Here is a 20707-nt window from a genome sequence, read left to right as displayed (position 1 = left end):
CGGCTTACGCCGCTTGCCCCCTTTCATCAGAAATCCGCAAGGTCAAGCATAACCTAAGTTCTCGTCTGGAAGTAAGGTAAACCGCCTATAACAAGAGGTTTTACCTTGAAATTTTACTTGGATGCGGTTACGGTTTAGCTTGATATGGGTCCTGTGGGGGGCCATGGTAGTGCGGGGGGCAGCTCAGACGGTAACTGGCCCCCAGGGCGAGCAGTTTACGCGGCGCGTCATCACCGAGAAGCTTAGCGACCCGTGGGAGGTAGCCTACGGCCCCGATAATTTTCTGTGGGTGACGGAGGCCCGGGGCTACCGCGTCAGCCGCATCAATCCGTCCACGGGCGCCCGGCAGGTGGTACTGGACCTGAGCAAAAACCGTGAGTTTCCGCGCTACGATAAGGTGCCCGACTCGCTGGATGGGGGCAAGCCCTGGCCCCAGGGCGGGCTAATGGGCCTGGCCCTTCACCCCCAACTGCTTACGGGCAAGCCCTACGTATACTTGGCTTACATCTACCAATTTGAGGGCGCCAAGCAGCCCGACAAGGGTAGCCGGCCCAACCACGGGGGCAACTACTTCACCACTCGCTTGGTGCGCTACGAGTACAATGCCGCCCAGCAGCAGCTTACGCGCCCCGTAATCCTTTGCGACACCATTCCGGGTAGCAACGACCACAACGCTGGCCGCCTATTGATTGCCCCCGTAGCGGGCCGCGACTACCTGTTCTATTCCGTCGGGGACCTGGGGGCGGGACAGTTTGAAAACGGGGGCCGCCCCAACCATGCCCAAAATGCCCGCTTCTACGAAGGCAAGGTGCTGCGCTTTAGCCTGGAGCCGGATACCGACGAGAAGCCGACCGACCAGTGGATTCCCAACGACAACCCATTTAATGCGGGCGTGCAGAACGCCGTTTGGAGCCTGGGCCACCGCAACGCCCAGGGCTTGGCGTACGCCGTAGTGGGCGGAACCGGGCGCTATATGCCTCCGAGCACGGCCCCTTTTCCGACGATGAAATCAACCTGATTGAGCGCGGCAAAAACTACGGCCACCCGCTAGTAATTGGCCTGACTGATGGCAACTACAACGGCTTGGCCGCCGCCGCTTCCGACCAGGCCAGCCTCCCGGGGCGCTGGCACACCACCTACCCCACCATTAGCAGCGAGAAAGCTAATGCGACCCTGCTGGGGGCTAACTACCGCGACCCTATTGCCTCGCTGTATCCGCTCAGCAATGCGTTTCTGACTACCGTGCTCACCCGCATTCGGTCCCACACCCCCGACGACCCCACCTGGAACTCGGAGGCACCTAGCAGCTTGGCGGTGTACACGGCCACGGCCATTCCCGGCTGGCAAAACTCCCTGCTGATTCCGACGCTGAAGAAGGGCAAGCTGATTCGGTTGAAGCTGACGGCCAACGGCTCGGGCGTGGCCTCCGATACGCTGATGTACTTTAAAGGCCCCGTGCGCTACCGCGACCTAGCCTTTTCGCCCGATGGCACCAAGCTCTACCTCGCCACCGACAGCGCCTCCATTACCTCCGGGCCCTCCGAAGAAGCCCCCAAAGGCACGGCTTGCCAAGGCTGCCTGCTTGAGTTTACCTATGTGAGCGGCGGTACCGCTACTACCCCAACTCAAGGTAGCAGCACCATGACCCCGGAAAAAGCCTTCCAGACCACGATGTCCCTGGTAAAATCGCTCAAGCCGAAAGACCGGCGCGTGAAGCGGGCCGGGCTGCCAGCCGCCCAGCAGCCCGTTTTCGACTTGTTTCTAAAGCCAGAAATGACGGCGGAAGAAAAGACCCGCGCCCAGCGCAGCGCACCTGCCCTGTTGGTAGCCCTGCGTCAGCAGTAAAATCAGCGGGCTTCGTCGGCGGGTTGGTTGTTGATTGATTAGTAGTCACGCTTCGTTTTCCCCTTACCTGGTGTATGCTCACACGTCTTATTCCAGCCAGCCAAGAGGCCCTGCCCGCCATTGGCCTTGGCACTTGGCAAACCTTTGATGTGCGCGGCGCCGGGGCATACCCACCACTGCGCCAAACGCTGGAAACCCTACAAGTGGCCGGGGGCAGCGTTATTGATTCGTCGCCGATGTATGGGCGGGCTGAGGAGGTAGTAGGCGAGCTGACGGCGGCCCTACCCACGCGCGATGCCTTTTTCTACGCTACCAAAGTCTGGACCCAAGGGCGGGAAGCGGGCGTTCGGCAAATGCAAGACTCCCTGCGCAAGCTGTGCCGCTCTAGCATCGACCTGCTGCAAATTCACAATCTGGTGGACTGGCAAACTCACCTGCCGACGCTACGGGCGTGGCAGGCGGCCGGAAAAGTGCGCTACCTCGGCATCACCCACTACACCGATTCCATGCACGGTGAACTGGAGCGGGTGCTGCGCCAGGAAAAGCTGGATTTCGTGCAGTTCAATTACTCCATCCTCGACCGCCACGCCGAGCAACGCCTCCTACCCGCCGCTGCCGACCTGGGCGTAGCTACGCTCATCAACCGTCCTTTCACGGAGGGTGGCCTGCTTGCCCACGTGCAGGGCCGGGCCTTACCTCCCTGGGCCACGGAACTGGGTATAAGCAGCTGGCCGCAGTTCCTGCTCAAGTTTATTCTCTCGCACCCTGCCGTCACGTGCGTGATACCCGGCACGAGCAGCCCAACCCACCTAGCCGATAACCTAGGCGCCGCCGCGGGCCCGTTGCCGGATGTCGCTACCCGCGAAAAAATGGCCGCTTACGTACGCACTTTGTAAGTCAAACGAGGGCGAAAACAGGCCCGATGCAGGGGTAAGCTGTGGGTAGGTTTTCGCACGTATATAGTAACTAGCTTTTTGCTTTGCAGGAACATCCTTTCTGGTAGGACTTCGGGAAAGAGGCCGGGCCCACTCATCTTTTCCGCCCTCTTTTTCCTGCCGCCATGCACAGCATGCACCTCAAGCTTACACCGCTTCACCAACCGACTATTATTACGATGGTCGTCAACGTGGTACTAGCCGCTCGCAACGCCGACGCTATGCGGTAACTGGCTCACAAATCAATAGTCAGGATGGGCACGCTTTGGCGGTACCCACCGATATTGGCCAGGGAGAAGATATGGTACGCTCAACCGCGGCTACCAGTATTGGTACGGCAGCGTGGCTAATATGGCAAGAGCGAACTACCAACGCCGAGAAGGCCGCGGAAACTTCTCCCCAAGCACCGGTATTACTCCGCCGCTTCTACGGCTCTACTGGCTTGGCTACGGCCTACTTCGGGCTAGCGGACTCCGCCTACTTCACCACAAGTGCTTCTCTGGTCGCAGGCTTTTGCCTTCAGTCTTTCTGGCAGTAGTAGCTTGAGGAGTGAGGCCACAATTTTGCTCTGGTCGCTTTCGCAACCCCCAGGTTATGAAAGCGGTATCAAGAGTATTCACCAATTGCTCGTGTTATGCAATCCTTTGACGCTCATCCCGCCTCCCGCCGGGAGTTTATGCGCATGCTTTCCTTGGGCCTGGGCGCCACACTGGTAGGCACCTCAGCCGTTGGCGGCCCTTTGTCGTGGCTGGAGGAAATCAGCTACGGGCCGGCTAGCTTGGAAGCCCTGCAAACCGGGCGCCGGCTGGGCGTAGCGCTGGTAGGACTGGGCAAGTACAGCACGGGTCAGTTGGCGCCAGCCTTGCAGCAAACCAAGCTCTGCAAGTTGGCGGGCATCGTCACGGGTACTCCTTCCAAGGCCGCCCAGTGGCAACAGCGGTACCAGGTGCCAGCCAAGAACGTGTACGACTACAAAACCTTTGACCGCATCGTCGACAACCCCGACATCGACATTATCTACATTGTGCTGCCGGTGGGCATGCATGCCGAGTACGTGGAGCGGGCCGCCCGGGCGGGCAAGCACGTAATTTGCGAAAAGCCTATGGCTCCTACGGCGGCGGAATGCCAGCGCATGATTGCCGCCATGCAGAAAGCGGGCAAGAAGTTCAGCATTGGCTACCGCCTGCATTTCGAGCCCCACCACCAGGAAATGATGCGCCTGGGTCAAAAACAAACGCTGGGCCCCATTAAGCGCCTAGTAGCTGACAATGGCTTCCGCTTCAACAATGACACCCCCTGGCGCGTGGATAAGGAGCTGGCCGGCGGCGGCCCGCTCATGGACATGGGCATTTACTGCGTGCAAGGTGTGGTGTACACCAAGGGCCAGCTGCCCACATCCGTAACGGCCAAGCTGGCGCCCAACCCTGACCCGAAGGGGCTGTTCAAGGAAGTGGAAGCGGGCATAAACTGGCAGATGCAGTTTGCCGATGGCTCGGTAGCCGACTGCCGCACTAGCTACGCCGAGAATCTGAACAGCCGCCTGCGGGCCGAAACCGACAAAGGCTTTCTGGAATTGCAACCAGCCTTTGGCTACGGCGGCATTGAAGGCCGAACCAGTCAGGGACCCATGAACATTCAGAACGTGCCTCAGCAGGCCCGCCAGATGGACGACTTCGCCGACTGCATTCTCAACAACAAGCCCACCCGCGTACCCGGCGAAATGGGCTTACGCGACGTGCAAATTCTACAAGCCATCTACCGAGCAGCTGCCACTGGCCAGAAGGTTTCAACCAAAGACGTAGTAGCCGTGCTAGACAAAACCAACAGCCGCTAAGATTGGGCAATGAAAATCATTACGGGTTAGAAACCCAGCCCGCTAGTAAGAGCGCTACCGCCCGAAACACCACGGGCCCCACACCAATATTCAGGTGTGGGACCCGTGGTGTTTCGGGCTGCTTTCTAGGCGCAGGCTATTGCTTACGGGTTAATAGTTTCGAAGCCGCCGTCGGGAGTACGCTTTAGCTCGGTCACCTTCACGTTGCGCAGCCAGGTTTTGTTGGATAGTTCAGTATCATGGTAGAAGATGTACCACTTGCCGTTCTTCTCAACGATGGAATGGTGGGTAGTCCATCCTTGTACGGGGTTCATGATGACGCCCTGGTAGGTGAAGGGGCCGTAGGGCGAGGTGCCAGTGGCATACACCAGCAAGTGCGTATCGCCGGTGGAGTAGCTGAAGTAGTATTTGCCGTTGTACTTGTGCAGCCAGCCGCCTTCAAAGAAGCGCCGCTTCGTGTCGCTAGACAGCAGGGGCTTACCCTCTTTATCCAGAATCTTCACTTCCCTCACTGGCTCGGCAAAGCTGAGCATGTTACCGTTTAGCTTTGCTACGCGTGGCCCCAAGGCCTGTTCGGTGGGTGCTGGCTCCTGGCTTTTGTCATTGGCATTGTAGGAGCCTGTGCGCCAGCGCTGCAATTGCCCGCCCCAAATGCCACCCATGTACATGTAGGTGCTACCATCGGCGTCCGTAAACACGGCTGGGTCGATGCTAAGGCTGCCCTCAATGGGCTTGGGCTGGGCCTTAAAGGGGCCCGTAGGCGAGGTGCTGGTGGCTACCCCAATGCGAAAGACGTCCTGCTTGTCCTTCACCGGGAAATAGAGGTAGTATGTGCCGTTCTTGAAGGCCGCATCGGGCGCCCACAGCTGCCGACCAGCCCAAGGAATATCCTTAATGTCGAGGGCCACGCCGTGGTCGGTTACAGCTCCGCCTACGCTATCCATGGACAGGATGTGGTAGTCGCGCATGGCAAAATGGTCGCCATTGTCATTTTCCGGCATCCCCGTTTCAATGTCGTGGGAAGGATAAATGTAGATCTTCCCGTTGAACATGTGGGCCGAGGGGTCGGCGGTATAGATATCCTTGAGTAGGGGCTTACTAAGGTATTTCTTGCCGGTTGTGTCAGCCGTGGCGGTAGGAGCAGCAGCTTCGGGAGTAGCGGCAGTATTTTCGCTGGCGGTGTTGCTTTGGCAGGCACTGCCAAGAGCAAGTGGCAGCAGCAACACCAGCGCAGACGGGTGGAGACGAGGTAGCAAGGAAACAGGCACTTTGTGGGAGTTTTAGAAGGTGAAAAATAGAGCACGCAAACCAACGGCGGCGCATTGCTTGGCCAGCTAGCGGCCGCTACTCACGGAGGTAGTTGCGGGATTGGCGCGGGAGCTAGCCTGCTGGCTGCTGCCAAATATAGACCCCTCCTTTGCCAGCTAATACACGCGAAATGGCCCTTTTGCCGAAGAAAAACTATCCAATCGTTTGCGGTAGCAACTTCCATTTTTCCATCTACCCCGAACGCAAAACGGCCCCGACGTTGTTCGTCGGGGCCGTTTTACCAGGTGCGCGTGCACCGTGGGCGTTTAGTCGGCATTGCCTGTAGCGCCGTCGTCGGTAAAGTCAGCGGCGTTGTTAGGGTTGTGCTCCGTGTAGCTAGCTACTTCGTTGGTCAGAGCTACGTCAACATCGGCAGCAGCACCCGCAGGCTGGGAGCTACCGGCTGGTGAGGGAGTAGCCTTTTTTGCGTTGAAAGGCCAGCTGCCTTGCGTGTAGCTAACATAGGCACCAGCCGCAACAGCAGCTAGTGCGGCCCCTACGAGGGCGGTGGTATTGGACTTCTTCGACATGATAAGAGTACGTTGAATGCAGGAGTACTGCGGCGAGGCTAGATGCGCCGCCGGGTTCTTGCTTAGTACGGTAACTCGTCGTTTTTTGTGACTGAACCGTTACTATTTTGCTTTACCGCGGCGGCACGGGGTACTTCTTAAACATGGTAGCAATGCCTTCATCAATGCGGGCGGCCAGCTTTTCTGGGTTTTTGCTGAGCGCGCTGGCTGCTATTCCCTGCCATACTTGCTCATTGCGCGCCGCGTCTACCACATCCACGGTGGCTGTGCCTTCGCGGTAGGTACCGGCCGGCACTTGCTGCGCTTCCCAGTGGTAGCGGCGCTGACCAATGTAGCGTGGGGCCTCCCAAATCGTGCTTTCCCGGGTTTGCACCTTCTGCTCCGTCACTACCCCAATGTTTACCCACAGGTCCGGCGACTCGGCGCGCTGGTAGCCCCGGCGTTCCATCTCCCGCCCCACGGCCTGCTTCAACTCCTCAATACCTACAGCGCCGCCCGCAAAAGCAGCTTCGTTGCGAGCTGTCACGTCCATAAAGTTGTAGGTTTTGTACGCGGAGAAGTTGACGCCGGGCGCCTGGGTAGTCGATTCTACCGCACGGGCGAGCAGGCGGCTCCGGCGAGGAGCAACGCAGATAGCAGAACAATTTTCATAGCACAGGAAGGGAAAGATGAACAGGGGCCGGGCGAGTGCGTACCCGCCCAGCCAAACACAAGTGGCCCAGATTTAGGAGAAGCCCAGCACTGGGTGGGGCTGGTAGGGCTCCTCCAGACGCTTAATCTCCTCATCGGATAGCTTCACTGAAACGGCTGCCACGGCGTCTTCGAGGTGGCCGGGCTTGCTGGCCCCCACAATAGGCGCCGTGATGACCGACTTCGAGAGCATCCAGGCTAGGGCTATTTGGGCGTTGGGCAGGCCCCGCTCCTGGGCAATTTCAGTTACGCGGTCAGCCACGACAAAGTCGTCGTCGCGGCCGTAGAGGCTTTTCCCGAAGCGTCGGTTTTGGCCCGCTCGGTTTCGTTGCGCTCCTTGCCGCGCCCACCCGTGAGCAGCCCCCGCGCCAGCGGCGACCAAGGAATAACACCAATGTTTTGGTCTTGGCAGAGGGGTAGCATTTCGCGCTCTTCCTCCCGGTACACGAGGTTGTAGTGGGGCTGCATGCTCACGAAGCGCGTCCAGTTGTGCTTATCGGCCAGGTACAGAGACTGGGCAAACTGCCACGCAAACATCGACGACGCACCAATGTAGCGGGCCTTGCCGGCCTTTACCACGTCGTGCAGGGCTTCCAAGGTTTCCTCAATGGGCGTGTCGTAGTCCCAACGGTGAATCTGATAGAGGTCCACATAGTCGGTGCCGAGGCGCTGGAGGCTGGCGTCAATGGCGCTCATAATGTGCTTGCGCGACAGCCCCCGTTGGTTGGGGCCCGGCCCCATGGGGTTGTACACCTTGGTTGCCAGCACTACCTCGTCGCGCTTGGCAAAGTCGCGCAGGGCGCGGCCCACTACTTCTTCACTGGCTCCGTTGGAATACACGTCGGCCGTGTCAAAGAAGTTGATACCCAGTTCCAGCGCTTTTTGAATGAAGGGCCGGCTTTGCTCTTCGTCCAAGGCCCAGGGCCAGCGTTCAGTGGGCGTGCCATAGGTCATGGTGCCCAGGCAAATACGAGAAACTCTGAGGCCAGTGGCCCCCAAGCGGATATAGTCCATATGGGTTGGTTTAGTTGAGGAAAGCCAGCTGCACACAGCGGCTAGTTGCACGTCGGTTGTTATACGCCTTTCCCTTGCCTTTGCTCTAAGCCAGCTGCGTTAGTATCATAATTTTATCTATGCCGGTGGAGCTATACTCGCGCTTGTTTCCCCCAACGCTTTTCGCGTTTGCCACCCAAGCCCAACCGTACAACTAACCCCTATCTATACTCAGTGACTATACGCCCGTTTCCGCCCCCTGCCATACCTTTGCGCTGCATGTACACGCGGCACGCACCTAGCTCGCCTCAAATTTCTGCTCTGCCTCAGCCCAGAACCGGCCAGAAGAATCTTGCTCCCGCTCCCCCAACACGTTTTGCCTTCTCGCTCCCCCCTCATGACCCTCACTTGGACCACTAAACCCTTCGACGCTCTCACCCTATCGGAACTATACGCCCTGCTGCAGCTACGCTCCGAGGTATTTGTGGTCGAGCAAACCTGCGCTTTTCAGGATATCGACGGCCAAGACCAGGCGGCGTATCATTTACTGGGGCACAGTGAAACCGGTGAGCTGGCGGCGTACACCCGGTTGTTTGGGGCGGGCATTAGCTACCCCGAGGCCAGCATTGGGCGGGTAGTAGTAAGCCCCAAATACCGCCGCTATGGGCTGGGCCGGGAGCTGCTGCACGAGTCGATTGGGGCGATAGAAGCGCTGTTTGGTGCTCAACCCATCCAGATTGGGGCGCAGCTATACCTCAAGGAATTCTACGAGAGCTTCGGCTTTCAGCAGCAGGGAGAGGGCTACTTGGAAGATGGCATTCCCCACATCCACATGATTCGGGCGTAAGCGACCGGCGGCGCAAAACGGTGTCGCCAAGCGGAGGTGTTGATTTTCGGGTTGCTCTTTTAATCCGCCTAACTGGATGGTATCTTTACTCGTTGGATAGCTGCGCCCCAGGTGCAGCTATTTTTGTCCTTTTGCCTACTATCCCCATGACCACTCCACTCGTGCCGGTTGATTATCAACAGCTTTTCCGTTCTCTCCCCGATAACTTTTTGCTGATTGCGCCGGACGAAGACGCCACGATTCTGGATAACACCGACCGCCACGTAGGCGTGTCGTTGAAAAGCCGGGAGGCGGCCGTGGGCAGGCCCTTCTTTGAGGCCTATCCCGCTACCGATGAGGAGTCGGCTGCTATTATTCGGGAGTCGCACGAGCACGTACGCCGCCACTTGGAGCCGCATACTATGCCCCTGATTCGGTACGACCTAGCACGGCCGGAGGCCGAGGGTGGTGGCCTAGAGGAGTTGTACTGGGAAGCTACCCACTACCCCGTTTTGGATGCCCAAGGCCAGCTGCAGTACATCCTGCAGCGCACCCAGGATGTGACGGAAAAGATGCGAGCGGCCCAACTGGCCGAAGCTACCCGCAAAGCCCTCAACGACGAGCAGGAGCGCACCCGGTTTATCCTGGAATCGTTGCCGGTGATGATCTGGACGGCCCAGCCCGATGGCAACCGAGACTTCTTTAACACCCGCTGGCTGCAGTTTACGGGCCACCCGTTGGAAGAAGAAGTAGGCATGCAATGGCTGAACCGCTTGCACCCCGATGACCGGGACCGAGTGTTGAAGATTTGGCAGGAATGTCTGCGGACCGGGCAGCCCTACCAAGCTGAGTACCGCCTGCGCCGCGCCGATGGCCAGTACCGCTGGATGCTGGTGCGCGGCCACGCCCACCGCGACGCCGACGATACCATTACGATGTGGGTTGGTGGCGGCACCGATATTCACGACCAGAAGCAAATGGTGCAGGAGTTGCTAGAGCAAAACGAGCAGCAAGCCACCCTTTCCGACCAGGCCTACCAGGCTTACCAGGAAATGCAGGCCCAGCGCGAAACGTTCTACAACCTGTTTATGCAAACGCCCGCGCTTATCTGCATCCTGCGTGGGGCTGAGCACCGCTATGAGTTTGTGAACCCCGAGTACCAACGCTTCTTTCCCAGCCGGAAACTAGTGGGGCTTACTGTAGCGGAGGCCTTGCCGGAGATAGCGGAACAAGGCTTCATTGACTTGCTTGACGGGGTGTACTCTACCGGCGAAACCTTCATAGGTACTGAAATAGTAGTTATGGTTCACCCGCAGGACGAGGAGCCCCAACGGCGCTACCTCAATTTCACCTATCAGCTTTTCCGTGAGCAGGGCCAGAAAGCCGGCATCACGGTGTTTGCCTTCGATGTTACCGACTTAGTGCAGGCTCGGCAGGCCCTTGAAAACCCAGGTGCTGGTGTTCAATAAGATGGTTTCCCACTTTGCTTTCGGGCAACTATCCCCCCTTCTATGGACATGACCACCCTGGATTTTCAGCAGGCGCGTATCAAGCAAGTGCTGTTTAAATCCCGGCTGCGCTCTACACTTTACGGAGTACGCGAGGCTGATCCTAACTTGTTTGCTATCCGCCAAAGCCCGCTGGGCGAATGGCTGTACACCGTGGTAAAACCCCGCTATGGGTCTTTACCTGCCGTACTGCGCCTAGAGCAGGAAGTGCAACGCATGCTCGACACGGGCCGCGCCTTGGTGCAACAGCAGCAACGCGGACAACTGGAAGAGTCACGCTCAGGCATGGAGCGAATTGATGCGCATGCTACCCGCATCGAAGCGCTACTACAAGAGCTGGAGCAGTCAGCCTTGGCGTAGCCCTGTGCCGATATAACGGCGGGCCTGCGTATTATTGGCCGTATGAAATGCTCTCCTCTTTTGCTGCTGGCGGCCCTAGGCAGTGCGTGGCTGACTAGCCCAGCCACGGCGCAGGCCCCCCTTCCCAAACCCGTAACCAAAGCCCTTGACCGCGTGCGGCCTGGGGATGTAAAGGCGCACATCTGGTACTTGGCCGATGACCGGCTGCGCGGCCGCCAGCCCGGCACGCCTGGCTACCAGATGGCCGTCGACTACGTGACTACCCAGCTGCGCCAGCTGGGGGTGCAGCCAGCCGGTGAGGCAGGCACCTTTGTACAGCGTGTGCGCTTGCGCCGCGCCACCACCCAGCTCGGGGCTACCCTCACGCACCAGGACCAAGGCAGCACTACGGCCCGGCCCTTCACCTATGCCACCGATTTTCTGCTAAACCCCCACCCCGAGCAAGCTGCCGTAACGGTAGAAGCGCCCGTGGTGTTTGCGGGCTACGGCATTAGCGCCCCCGAGCTGGGCTATGATGACTACGCGGGCTTGGACGCGAAAGGCAAGCTAGTGGTGGTGGTGCGCGGTGCGCCGGCTCGTTTTCCAAGCACCGTAGCCGCGGCCAGCCAAGACCTAGGCATGACCCTGCAAAACGCAGTGCGCCACGGCGCGGTAGGCGTACTGGTGGCCGCTACGGCAGCTCCCGCTACACCTCCCTCAGCTACTGCTCGGCGTAGTACTAATAGCGTACTGGGTCCCGATGGGCGGGTAGCGGCTTCGCGCACCTACGCCCCAGGTAGCTCCTTGCAGGTGGTGGGCAACGTAGGTGCCGCGGCCTTCAACGACTTGCTGCGCACGGCGTCGCTGGATACTGGCCGGGTGCTGCCCTCCTTACGGCGGGGCACGCCGGCCTCGGCGCCACTAGCCACCACCCTGCGGGCCAGCTACCAGTCGAGCTACCACGACTTCGACAGCTACAACGTGGTGGGCAAAGTGGAAGGCTCCGACCCTACCCTGCGCAATGAGTACGTGGTTCACTCGGCCCACCTCGACCACCTAGGCGTGGGAACATCCGTGCAGGGCGACTCGATTTATAACGGAGCCCACGACAACGCTTCGGGCGTGGCTTCGGTGTTGGAAATTGCTCGCATCTATTCCCGTATCAAGCAGAAGCCGCGCCGCTCGGTGCTCTTTGTGCTGCAAACGGGTGAGGAGTTGGGCCTGCTGGGCTCGGGCTACTTTGCAGCCTTCCCTACGGTACCGAAGGCTAGCTTGGTGGCCGACGTAAACACCGATATGCCCACTATCATTGCGCCGCTACTGTCGGTGGTGCCACTGGGAGCCCAGCACTCTAGCCTCAGCCAGCCGGTAAACCAAGCGGCGCACTACCTCGGGCTTAGCGTGGAAAACGACCCGGAGCCGGACCAGAACCGCTTTATTCGCTCCGACCAGTACAGCTTTGTGCTACAAGGCATCCCAGCCCTGCACATTAAGTATGGCAACCGCACCGCCGATGGCCGGAACAACCTCGACGAAACGGTGAAAAAGTGGCGGGCTACTACCTACCACAAACCGCAGGATGGCACAAACGGAGTATTCGATTTCGAGGCGGGCCGCAAATACGTGCAACTCAACTTTCTCATTGGCTACCTGATAGCGCAGGAAACCAAGCGCCCCACCTGGAATACCGGCGACTTCTTTGGGCGGCAATTCGGACAGGCTCAGTAAGAGACCGGTGTGCGCTTCTGAATTATTCCACGAAAAATGTGAAGTAAATCTGGAATATAATTCCGATTATTAGCCATCTGAGGCAAGGAGCAATACAGTACGATTCAGGTACGACTGATGCTGGCAAGCCGTTAGTTTCCGCTTTGTCAGCTCACTGCATGTTTATCTACGGCCACCTTTCTTCTCCCCTGCACACGGCTCCTCTACCGGGCTCGTGCTCGGCCTGCGCTGCCGTAGACAGCCAGCAGTTGCATATTGTTGGGCATTACGCGCACGTGTATTGGCTTCCATTGTTCTCCATCGGCAAATCAGGCGCCGCCGAATGTCAGCAATGTCAGCGGGTGATACCGGCTAAGCACATGGAGCCCGTCCTTAAACAGGCATTTATCACCTTGCGCAAAAACGTGCGAGTACCCGCCTGGCACTTCGCTGGGTTGCTGCTTGTGGTGCTGGGGCTGGCGTGGAGTACGGTAGTGTACAGCACCAATCAGAAAGCCAACCAAGTCTTTATTGCGGCGCCTCACAAAGGCGATATGTACCACATCAAGACCGACAATGGTCACTACTCCTTACTGAAAGTGGCGGCCGTGGCGGGCAACAGTGTGAAGCTGCTGGCCAATAGCTACGAAATTGACCAGGAAACCAAAGTAGCGGAACTCAACAAACCCGAAAACTACGCCTCCGAGCCCGTTGAGCTAACCCGCTACGACCTCAATATTATGCTGGCAAAAAAGGAAATAGTAGCGGTAGAGCGCCCATAGCACTATTGCCGCCTTACGCCGCTGCCCACCCTAGCAAGCGCACACGCTGCTACGGGTGGGCAGTTGGGTTTAAGGCCGCTTGCTCTCCCACAGGGCTTTTGCGGCCGCGTGCTCCCGGTAAATGCGGGCCAGGATTGCCGCATCGGGGGCAGTACCGAGGTAGATAGCCGCGCCCTGCTCCCGGGCGTAAGCATTTTGCACCTGGGCTACCTGCCGAAGCGTACGAAAGTGCGGGAACAAGTCGGCGTCAGGAACCTCATCATCAATGATCAGGAGGTAGGACCAGGGCCGGGCGGGTCGCTTCGGAAACCACAACAGGTAGCTCCCATTGAAGCTATGCGCCGACGGCATGGGGCGGCTTCGGTTATAATAATTGATGGCGCCCGCCTGCCCGTAGTTGGCAGTTAAAATGAGGGTTTGGTTTCTGGTTTCGGGAGGTAGCTGCTGATACACCCACCAAGTTTTGCCGGCCAGTTCCTGCCAGCCCAGCATATCGGCAAAGTCTTGGGGCAGGGAATGGTCGCGGCCATCTTCCCAGCGCAAGGCCCCGCTACCTCGGTAGGCCTCGCCCACCTGCTGCATACGGGCGGGCGCAAACAGCGTGAAAGTCATTGGTAACAGGGGCACTAGCAGCAGCACGGGCAGCAGCAGCAGAGCCGGCCGCAGCCACTGCTGGCCCCGTGGCCACCCCTCCAACTGTCGCTCCCACCACACTGCTCCGGCCGCAAACAACACAGGATAATAGCCCAGCGCGTAGTAGCTCTTGCCGTGCAGCACCGTTAGCAGCAGTAGGCCCAGGCAGTAGATGAGGCCTAGTACCCGGTAGGCAGCAGCGGCCGGTACACTAGCAACGCCACCAATCCCGGCACCCACACCCACAGCGCTGGCAAGCACATGAGCAGCTGGTCCTTCCAGAAATCGGCCCCCGACACGTTCACGAGCTGAGTATCATGCAGCTCCTGCATGTGATGCAAAAAAGGAATACCATGCTGCAATTGCCACAGCACATTGGGCAGCCACACTAGCGCCGCTACGCCTGCTCCCATCCACAAAGCTCGCGTCAGCAGCAGCCGACGCAGGTCTGTGAGCAGCAAGCTAACCATCAGGGCTCCGATAAAGAATAGGGCCGAGTACTTGTTCAGTAACCCTAGCCCCAGCACGGCCCCCATGCCTAACAATAGGCCAGCCCGCTCCTTTTGCCGGTAGCAGATTAGTAAGTAGCTGACTAGAGTAAAGGCAAGTACCTCGAAGGAATTGGGTTGAAACAGGAAGTTGAGCCGCGCAAAACCACCCAGGAGGTAGCACAGGCCCGCTAGCCCTACCGCCCACCCGCTACCGCCCAGGCGCTGGGCAGCTCGCGCCACCAAGTACACCGTGAGGCTACCCCACAGGAAGGGCCAGAACTTCACCCAGAAGTAGCCGCCCCCGAGCTGCAGGGTAACCCAGCTTTGCAGGGCCGTCAGCGGAGGCACCTCAATGTAGCCCCAGGCTAGGTGCTGTCCGTAATTGAGGTAGAGATATTCGTCGCGGTGCAGTTCGTAGGCCCGACTAGCGAGCAAAAAGCCAGACGCAAACTTGAGGACAGCCAAGAGCAACGGGAGCAGGCGGGAAGCTTCATGCCAACAATATAGCACCCACCTAATACACGAGAGCTACTCGCTTGTTCTTCTCGCTACGCTCATGCAGCCTGTTGCTGCCGCTGAATTAGTAGGCCGGCTACAGCTCCTTCGGCAGGCGGATGCCTTCCAGATAATCGTGCAGGCCGGCCGAGTGCTGAAAGAGGTGGATAAACAAAATTCGCTCTTCTCCCCACTGGCACCACTCTTCCGCGTAAAAGTCGCCCACGGCAAACAAGCGCAGACGGAAACTATCCTGCCGCCGCTCGGCCAACAAATGGCCGTGGCCGCGCAGGTGCTCGGCTTGGCGGTACATGTGCAGTTGTTTAAACTCAGCGAACTTCATAGCGCTTGAAAACCCAAAGATACTGCTGCTGGGTTCCAGTAGGGAGGTAGCGCCCCCGCGAAAATGCGCCCCCGTCCTCCTTGCTTGGCTTCTTAAGCCGCAACAGGGGAAACGGCACGCGCACTATTTCACCATCTTCGCGGAATGAAGACGATTCGCTTTCCGCACCCGCTGGTGCTGCTGACGGGGTTTGTGTTGCTGGCTTGCCTGTTGAGTTACGTGCTGCCCGCTGGGGTATTTGAACGCCAAGCCGATGCTGCCACCGGCCGCGACGTGGTAGTGGCGGGCTCTTACCACCGCGTACCGGCTACTCCGGTTACCCCCTTGCAGGCCCTGGTGAGCATTCCGAAAGGACTGGTTGATTCTGCTTCCGTGATTTTCCTGGTGTTTCTAGCCGGCGGCGCCTTTACCGTGGTGGACCAGACCGGGGCGCTCCGCCAGGGGGTAGACTGGCTGTTGGCGCGGTTTCGGGGGCGCGAGGCCATCGTTATTCCCATTATCTCGGTGCTGTTTGCGACTATGGGTGCCCTGGAGAACATGCAGGAGGAAATTGTACCTTGGTGCCCGTGCTCCTGATTTTGATGCGGCGCATTGGCTACCCGCCCCTCACCGCTGCCGCCGTGAGCCTGGGCTCGGCGGCCGTGGGGGCGGCGTTTAGCCTCTGAACCCGTTTCAGGTAGGGTTGGCGCAGAAGCTGGCCCAGCTACCCCTGCTTTCGGGCGGTGGGTTTCGGATGGTCTTTCTGGGCTTGGCCTTGGTTATCTGGATCAGTGGTACCGTGCGCTACGCCCTGCGCCACCGAGTAGCCCCGGCTGCCACCGAAGAAGCCGACCCAGCCGCCCTTCACACTGGGCAAAACCACGGCTTCGTTTTGCTACTGCTGTTTGTCACCTTTGGCTTTTTCGCCTATGGCGTTCTGCAACTAGGCTGGGAGTTTGAGCAGATGGCGGCTTTGTTTCTCGGGCTCGGCATTGTGGCGGGCTTGGTGGGCGGCCTAGGCCTAACGGGTACGGCCGAAGGCTTTCTGGCCGGCTTCCGCGACATTGCCTTCTCGGCTATTCTCATTGGGTTTGCCCGCGCCATCTTCGTTGTGCTGGAGCAGGGCCACATAGTAGATACTGTGGTCAATGCCCTGTCGGCGCCGCTGGCAGGGTTGCCCGCCTGGCTCTCGGCCTTGGGTATGATGGGCGTGCACACGGCCCTGCACCTACCAGTACCCAGCGTGAGCGGGCAGGCCGTGCTGACCATGCCTCTGCTCGTTCCGCTCTCCGACCTCATTGGCCTTTCGCGCCAGGTTACGGTGCTGGCTTACCAGTACGGGGCCGGCCTTTGTGAGCTAATTACGCCCACCAACGGCGCCCTAATGGCCATTGTGGCGGCGTGCGGCGTGCGATTTGACGCGTGGTGGAAGTTCGTACTGCCGCTCTACGCGCTGCTGGTGCTGCTAGGCATTGTGGCCGTGGTAGTAGGCATTGCACTGGGAATATAAACCTGGGGGCAACTAATACAGAAGCCCCAGGTCCTCAACCTCCAAAACCCTTGCCTACCAGTGCAAAGTAGCAGGGTAGCGGGCTGCCTGACCGTGCAAAATACTCCTAGCACCGCGGCTCTTCCCCAACGGAATGCGCCCAACAGTGAGGCTCTCTCTTGTGCGCGCGAGGCTGGTGCCACGGCTACCGCATATCGGGCAGGCAGCACTCCTGAAACCGCTCACGCCCGGGGGCCTTTGTTTAGCCCTGACAGTGCTATAGTGCCCGTGAGACGGACTGTAGTACTGCCAGGGCTAAACAAAAGCGGAGCTATAATGAGTTGGCACAGCCGTTTTTGTCGTTTGACAGGTAAACCCGGCTTAGGGTGCTTCCAAGAATTTACTCGGTGCGGTTGCTGCCATCTGAGCAAGTATAGGCTTTGCGGGCACTACACATGGTAGTGTCAGGCGCGGGCTTGCTATGGTGTACTGATTGCAACACCCCTGATTCTCTTTTCTTTGCGCTTATGCTACGTTTTCTGCTTCTGGGGCTGCTGGGGCTGCTCACGTTCACTGCCGGGGCTCAGGGGCCCGTTACCATTAAAGGGCGGGTGCTGGACGCGCAAACGCGCCAGCCGGTATCCTACGCCCAAATTGGGGTAGGCGGCAACCAGCTGGGCACCAGTGCCAACGAAGAAGGCCGCTTCTCTTTAAGCATCCCCCCCGAGTATCAGCAGCTGACCCTAGAAATCACCTTTATTGGTTACCGTCGCGCCACGGTGCAGCTGCCTGTGCCAGCCGGCCAGGAGGTGCAAGTATTGCTAGCGCCTGCGCCTACCCAGCTGGCCAACGTCACCGTGTCGGGCTCGGCGCTGGGCATTGTGCGGGCCGCGGTAGCCCGCATTCCGCGCAACTACCCCTCCCGCCCGGCCATGCTGACGGGCTTCTACCGCGAGTCCAGCAACGTGCCGGGGGGGCGCTACCAGTACTTGGCGGAGGGCATTCTGAAAGTGCGCAAAGTATCGTACCGCACGCCCCGCGAAACCGGCGATGTGCAACTCTCCCAAACCCGCAAGTACGAAGCCGCCGACTCTAGCCGCATTCAAATGCTGTGGCAGGCCGGCCCCTTTATTCCGCACCGGTTCGACTTTGTGCATAGCCGCGCCGATTTCATCAATAAGGCGCATTTCAGTGAGTACGACTACCAGATGGGCGACCCTACTACCTTCAATGGCCGGCCAGTGTACGTTATCATCTTCACTCCGCGGCGCGGCGCTACCAAAGCCAACTACCAGGGACGCCTTTACATTGACCTGGATACGTACGCCTTTTTGGGGGCCGACTACCACCTGACGCCCGGTGGAGTGCGGCGCTACCAGGCTCAGTTTGGGGTGCAGTTTTCCTCGGCCTATACTGCACGCACCCGCCACGTAAGCTACCAACGCTACGCCGGCCGCTGGCACCTGAAGCGCGTGTGGGACCAGGCCGTGCGCACCACGCCGAGCCCGCCCTACCAGCATACCAGTGAGTTCATCACCACGGCTATTGATACGGCCCACACTGCGCGCCCAGCCTACGCCGACCGCCTACAGTTTGAGGACGTATTTTTGCGCAACTCCGTGCGCTACGACTCTACATTCTGGCAGCACTATACCACCTTGGTGCTGCCCAAGCAGGTAGCCCAGCAGTTACTAGACGAAGAACGCCAGCGCAAAGCCGAGCAGCTATTCTCCGACTCGGCTGCCATGGCGCCCGCCTCCCGGCCCTGGATTCCGTCGCTCTTACCACTGCCAGCACGTCCCCACCCGATACAATTTCTGTTTCACGTAAGCCTGGCAAGCGTACGTATGGGCAGCTTCGCTACTACCTCAGCATTAATGCTGTGCCCTTGCTAGTTACGCCAGGAAGCTTACTGGTTTCCTATGCTCCGACGGGTTCGTCATTTGCTCCCGTTATAGCCGCCACCGTGCGCCCCCGCCAGCTTAGCGCCATGCCTGGGGGCAGCTACCAGTACCGGTTTGCCCAGCGGTGGGTAGCCCGCTATGGGTTTGGTACGGTACGGGGCGAGGTGCGCGGCGGGCTCAACAGTTGGGGACTATTCTACCGCTACAACCTTTCACAGCGCCACCGGCCGTTCTACGTGCGCGCCGGCCTCGACTACAGCACCCTCAAGCTACGGCAGCGCTTGGGTCGCCTGCCCAACCCCGACGCCAACCTGCGTGTGGACGGCACCCGCCTGAATGCCAGCCGCCTTGCCCTGGGCCTGCAAACCGTTACGACTGGCTTTCAGCCTCACTTGGGGGCCGAGCTAGAGCTTAATGCGCGGTACCAACTATTGCTGGAAGCCAGCTATTGGGTGCGGCCTCGCACCCGGCAGGAATTACTGCTGGAGGAAAAAAGAGGCTTCTTTCGCAGCAATGCCACGGTGTCATTGTCAAGCCCCGAGTTGCGGGTACAGCTAAACAACGAGCCCCTGCACAGCCCGCTGGTAGTACCACAACGCTTTGGGGTGCGCCTGGGGCTGCAGTTTGGCCAGTTCTGATGCGGCCCCTACCCACGCTAAGAGCGGCCGCTCCGTTCATCTGGCCAGACGAACGGAGCGGCCGCTTTTGGTTCAAAGACAAAACCCACTAAGCGAACCGCAGTTCTTCGGCTTCAAAAACGCGCTTCACTTTGCGCTTTTTTTCCACCATCTGAAACGTAGCGGTGCTAGTAGCTTCGTCCCAATACACGTCGGAGATGAGGCCCCGGTGGGCCGTCCGCCCATCCTCGGGGCTGGTTTCTTCCACTAAGTCGCCAAAGCTGAAAGGGGGCTTGTCGTAGAGTTCTTTGAACAGCTCCCCGCTGACTTTAAACTGCTGCTCATCGTAGCGCAGCAAAATCCAGTCGTCGGTTTCATCTATTTTCTCAAAGACTTTGCCCAACGGCTCCAGCCATTCAAAGCTGCGGCGGTTGGCGGGGTGAATGTAGCGGAAGCCGTAGTCAGGCGTCCAGGAATACAGGCCGTAGATAACAGGTTTCGGTCGAGGCACGATAAAAAGCTTTGATAGTCAGCAAAATGACAGCCCTGCTTTGTAACAGCAGCGCCGCAGGTCAGCAAGCCGGAATGGTGATTTTTACGGACGCAATTTCCGGCTTTTCAGTATAACTACCCCCGCTAGGCTTCGTTCATCAGGGGGAGGCCGCTCGCGAGTGCGGCCTTTTGCTTGCCTTACAACAGGGTACCATGAAGAAGGAAGAGATTTATTTAGGCGACTGGCAGCGCATCCTGTTTGGCGATACGCCCGGTGAGTTCACCTGGGAAGTGCTTGTTCGCACAGTTTTGATCTACCTGATCTTTCTGGTAGTAATGCGCCTGCTCGGCAAGCGCATGAATGCTCAGCTCACCATTACGGAGCTGGCTGTGATGCTCACGTTGGGGGCAATTGTGTCGGTGCCGATGCAAACGCCCAACCGGGGTATGATTCCGGCCGTGCTGCTTCTGCTGTGCGTGCTGTTTTTCCAGCGGGGTAGCAACTGGTGGGCTTTTAAGCAACGCAAAGTGGAGGCGGTACTGCAAGGCAATGTGACTTTGCTTGCCAAAAACGGCGTGTTGCTGCTGGATAAGTTGAAGGAGGAGCGAGTGTCGCACGAGCAACTCTACGCCCAGCTTCGCGACCAGAAAATCACCCAGCTAGGCCAAGTGAAACGGGCTTATATGGAAGCCGACGGCACCTTCAGTATTTTCCAGCAAGAGCCTCCCGTGCCTGGGCTTAGCGTGCTACCCGACCTCGACCAGCGCCTGCGGCGTAGCCAGGAAACCGTGGACAGCACCAAGGCCTGTCGCTACTGCGGAACCGTAGCAACACCCCAAAGCCACACCGGCACGCAGTGCCCCAACTGCCACCACGACGACTGGACTCCAGCCGTGCGCTAATTTACTTACTATCAACCACGGGTTTCTGGCCTAGTGCTCAAACGGGCACTACGAGGTGCCACTG

Annotated in this window: 22 protein-coding genes and 1 pseudogene; 15 read left to right on the top strand and 8 right to left on the bottom strand. The window is 59.0% G+C overall.

All coding sequences use genetic code 11. The annotated features are described in order from the left end of the window. Positions 1–121: 121 nt before the first annotated feature. The 5 genes from VI25_RS12060 to VI25_RS12040 all read left to right on the top strand — a co-directional run bounded on the left by VI25_RS12060 (position 122) and on the right by VI25_RS12040 (position 4614). Positions 122–1018: a PQQ-dependent sugar dehydrogenase gene (locus VI25_RS12060; RefSeq protein ID WP_072144810.1), complete on the top strand. Its 897-nt coding sequence runs from the start codon at positions 122–124 to the stop codon at positions 1016–1018. Beyond that, positions 907–1845, top strand: coding sequence for a PQQ-dependent sugar dehydrogenase (locus VI25_RS12055; protein WP_072144809.1), 939 nt, complete (start codon positions 907–909; stop codon positions 1843–1845). The genes VI25_RS12060 and VI25_RS12055 overlap by 112 nt, the downstream gene beginning before the upstream one ends. A 74-nt stretch (positions 1846–1919) precedes the next feature. Further along, entirely contained in the window at positions 1920–2741 is an 822-nt protein-coding gene (locus VI25_RS12050; RefSeq protein ID WP_045687355.1) for an aldo/keto reductase, read from the top strand. A 340-nt stretch (positions 2742–3081) separates the two neighbouring features. Further along, entirely contained in the window at positions 3082–3318 is a 237-nt protein-coding gene (locus VI25_RS12045) for a hypothetical protein (RefSeq protein ID WP_152981593.1), read from the top strand. 96 nt (positions 3319–3414) lie between these two features. Next, positions 3415–4614, top strand: a complete 1200-nt coding sequence (locus tag VI25_RS12040) for a Gfo/Idh/MocA family protein (RefSeq protein ID WP_045687353.1) — start codon at positions 3415–3417, stop codon at positions 4612–4614. Between the two features lie 143 nt (positions 4615–4757). On the opposite strand, the gene VI25_RS12035 is transcribed toward VI25_RS12040, so the two are convergent. From VI25_RS12035 to VI25_RS12020, 4 genes and pseudogenes are all read right to left on the bottom strand, one after another. Then, entirely contained in the window at positions 4758–5882 is a 1125-nt protein-coding gene (locus VI25_RS12035; protein WP_045687352.1) for a glycoside hydrolase family 43 protein, read from the bottom strand. A gap of 306 nt (positions 5883–6188) precedes the next feature. Then, positions 6189–6452, bottom strand: coding sequence for a hypothetical protein (locus VI25_RS12030; protein WP_045687351.1), 264 nt, complete (start codon positions 6450–6452; stop codon positions 6189–6191). A gap of 112 nt (positions 6453–6564) precedes the next feature. After that, a complete protein-coding gene (locus VI25_RS12025; RefSeq protein WP_045687350.1) occupies positions 6565–7059 on the bottom strand; it encodes a DUF4136 domain-containing protein in 495 nt (164 codons plus the stop codon). A gap of 117 nt (positions 7060–7176) precedes the next feature. After that, a pseudogene (locus tag VI25_RS12020) lies at positions 7177–8096 on the bottom strand (aldo/keto reductase). A gap of 436 nt (positions 8097–8532) precedes the next feature. Here VI25_RS12020 and VI25_RS12015 point away from each other — a divergent pair. The 5 genes from VI25_RS12015 to VI25_RS11995 all read left to right on the top strand — a co-directional run bounded on the left by VI25_RS12015 (position 8533) and on the right by VI25_RS11995 (position 13297). After that, the gene (locus VI25_RS12015; RefSeq protein ID WP_045687348.1) at positions 8533–8982 is read left to right on the top strand and encodes a GNAT family N-acetyltransferase; all 450 of its coding nucleotides are present in this window, start codon (positions 8533–8535) and stop codon (positions 8980–8982) included. A 146-nt stretch (positions 8983–9128) separates the two neighbouring features. Then, on the top strand, positions 9129–10430 hold the full coding sequence (locus VI25_RS12010) for a PAS domain-containing protein (protein WP_052694979.1): 1302 nt from the start codon (positions 9129–9131) through the stop codon (positions 10428–10430). A gap of 42 nt (positions 10431–10472) precedes the next feature. Then, positions 10473–10829 (top strand): CZB domain-containing protein, encoded by a 357-nt coding sequence (locus tag VI25_RS12005; protein WP_143437128.1) that lies wholly within the window; start codon positions 10473–10475, stop codon positions 10827–10829. A gap of 42 nt (positions 10830–10871) precedes the next feature. Beyond that, positions 10872–12536: a M28 family peptidase gene (locus VI25_RS12000; protein ID WP_045687347.1), complete on the top strand. Its 1665-nt coding sequence runs from the start codon at positions 10872–10874 to the stop codon at positions 12534–12536. A 158-nt stretch (positions 12537–12694) separates the two neighbouring features. Then, complete coding sequence (locus VI25_RS11995) at positions 12695–13297, top strand: hypothetical protein (RefSeq protein WP_045687346.1); 603 nt, start codon at positions 12695–12697, stop codon at positions 13295–13297. 69 nt (positions 13298–13366) lie between these two features. Here VI25_RS11995 and VI25_RS11990 read toward each other — a convergent pair whose 3' ends face one another. The 3 genes from VI25_RS11990 to VI25_RS11980 all read right to left on the bottom strand — a co-directional run bounded on the left by VI25_RS11990 (position 13367) and on the right by VI25_RS11980 (position 15259). After that, positions 13367–14170 carry a hypothetical protein gene (locus VI25_RS11990; protein WP_052694977.1) on the bottom strand — a complete coding sequence of 268 codons (804 nt, stop codon included), beginning with the start codon at positions 14168–14170 and terminating at the stop codon, positions 13367–13369. Beyond that, positions 14110–14886 carry an ArnT family glycosyltransferase gene (locus tag VI25_RS11985; RefSeq protein WP_161806932.1) on the bottom strand — a complete coding sequence of 259 codons (777 nt, stop codon included), beginning with the start codon at positions 14884–14886 and terminating at the stop codon, positions 14110–14112. The genes VI25_RS11990 and VI25_RS11985 overlap by 61 nt, the downstream gene beginning before the upstream one ends. 127 nt (positions 14887–15013) lie before the next feature. Further along, complete coding sequence (locus tag VI25_RS11980; RefSeq protein ID WP_045687345.1) at positions 15014–15259, bottom strand: hypothetical protein; 246 nt, start codon at positions 15257–15259, stop codon at positions 15014–15016. 144 nt (positions 15260–15403) lie between these two features. On the opposite strand from VI25_RS11980, the gene VI25_RS27775 reads away from it, so the two are divergent. From VI25_RS27775 to VI25_RS11960, 4 genes are all read left to right on the top strand, one after another. Then, positions 15404–15835, top strand: coding sequence for a hypothetical protein (locus tag VI25_RS27775; RefSeq protein WP_055562526.1), 432 nt, complete (start codon positions 15404–15406; stop codon positions 15833–15835). Positions 15836–15941: 106 nt separating this feature from the next. Then, entirely contained in the window at positions 15942–16748 is an 807-nt protein-coding gene (locus tag VI25_RS27770; RefSeq protein WP_052694974.1) for a hypothetical protein, read from the top strand. Positions 16749–17254: 506 nt separating this feature from the next. After that, on the top strand, positions 17255–18622 hold the full coding sequence (locus VI25_RS11965; RefSeq protein ID WP_045687344.1) for a carboxypeptidase-like regulatory domain-containing protein: 1368 nt from the start codon (positions 17255–17257) through the stop codon (positions 18620–18622). Beyond that, the gene (locus tag VI25_RS11960; RefSeq protein WP_045687343.1) at positions 18610–19269 is read left to right on the top strand and encodes a hypothetical protein; all 660 of its coding nucleotides are present in this window, start codon (positions 18610–18612) and stop codon (positions 19267–19269) included. The genes VI25_RS11965 and VI25_RS11960 overlap by 13 nt, the downstream gene beginning before the upstream one ends. 88 nt (positions 19270–19357) lie before the next feature. On the opposite strand, the gene VI25_RS11955 is transcribed toward VI25_RS11960, so the two are convergent. Further along, the gene (locus VI25_RS11955; protein WP_045687342.1) at positions 19358–19759 is read right to left on the bottom strand and encodes a DUF6960 family protein; all 402 of its coding nucleotides are present in this window, start codon (positions 19757–19759) and stop codon (positions 19358–19360) included. A gap of 194 nt (positions 19760–19953) precedes the next feature. Between VI25_RS11955 and VI25_RS11950 the strand changes: the two genes are divergently transcribed. Next, positions 19954–20643 (top strand): DUF421 domain-containing protein, encoded by a 690-nt coding sequence (locus VI25_RS11950; RefSeq protein WP_045687341.1) that lies wholly within the window; start codon positions 19954–19956, stop codon positions 20641–20643. The last annotated feature ends 64 nt before the right edge of the window (positions 20644–20707 follow it).

The sequence above is a fragment of the Hymenobacter sp. AT01-02 genome (genome assembly GCF_000961955.2).
In the GTDB taxonomy this organism is placed as follows: Bacteria; Bacteroidota; Bacteroidia; order Cytophagales; family Hymenobacteraceae; genus Hymenobacter; species Hymenobacter mucosus.
Note: the sequence above shows the minus strand (reverse complement) of the source record. Positions and strands in the feature narration are given on the sequence as shown.

Coding starts and splice junctions, on each gene's coding strand:
- VI25_RS12060 (WP_072144810.1), top strand. CDS start 122: ATGCGGTTACGGTTTAGCTTGATATGGGTCCTGTGGGGGGCCATGGTA.
- VI25_RS12050 (WP_045687355.1), top strand. CDS start 1,920: ATGCTCACACGTCTTATTCCAGCCAGCCAAGAGGCCCTGCCCGCCATT.
- VI25_RS12045 (WP_152981593.1), top strand. CDS start 3,082: ATGGTACGCTCAACCGCGGCTACCAGTATTGGTACGGCAGCGTGGCTA.
- VI25_RS12040 (WP_045687353.1), top strand. CDS start 3,415: ATGCAATCCTTTGACGCTCATCCCGCCTCCCGCCGGGAGTTTATGCGC.
- VI25_RS12030 (WP_045687351.1), bottom strand. CDS start 6,452: ATGTCGAAGAAGTCCAATACCACCGCCCTCGTAGGGGCCGCACTAGCT.
- VI25_RS12015 (WP_045687348.1), top strand. CDS start 8,533: ATGACCCTCACTTGGACCACTAAACCCTTCGACGCTCTCACCCTATCG.
- VI25_RS12010 (WP_052694979.1), top strand. CDS start 9,129: ATGACCACTCCACTCGTGCCGGTTGATTATCAACAGCTTTTCCGTTCT.
- VI25_RS12005 (WP_143437128.1), top strand. CDS start 10,473: ATGGACATGACCACCCTGGATTTTCAGCAGGCGCGTATCAAGCAAGTG.
- VI25_RS12000 (WP_045687347.1), top strand. CDS start 10,872: ATGAAATGCTCTCCTCTTTTGCTGCTGGCGGCCCTAGGCAGTGCGTGG.
- VI25_RS11995 (WP_045687346.1), top strand. CDS start 12,695: ATGTTTATCTACGGCCACCTTTCTTCTCCCCTGCACACGGCTCCTCTA.
- VI25_RS11980 (WP_045687345.1), bottom strand. CDS start 15,259: ATGAAGTTCGCTGAGTTTAAACAACTGCACATGTACCGCCAAGCCGAG.
- VI25_RS27775 (WP_055562526.1), top strand. CDS start 15,404: ATGAAGACGATTCGCTTTCCGCACCCGCTGGTGCTGCTGACGGGGTTT.
- VI25_RS11965 (WP_045687344.1), top strand. CDS start 17,255: ATGCTACGTTTTCTGCTTCTGGGGCTGCTGGGGCTGCTCACGTTCACT.
- VI25_RS11950 (WP_045687341.1), top strand. CDS start 19,954: ATGAAGAAGGAAGAGATTTATTTAGGCGACTGGCAGCGCATCCTGTTT.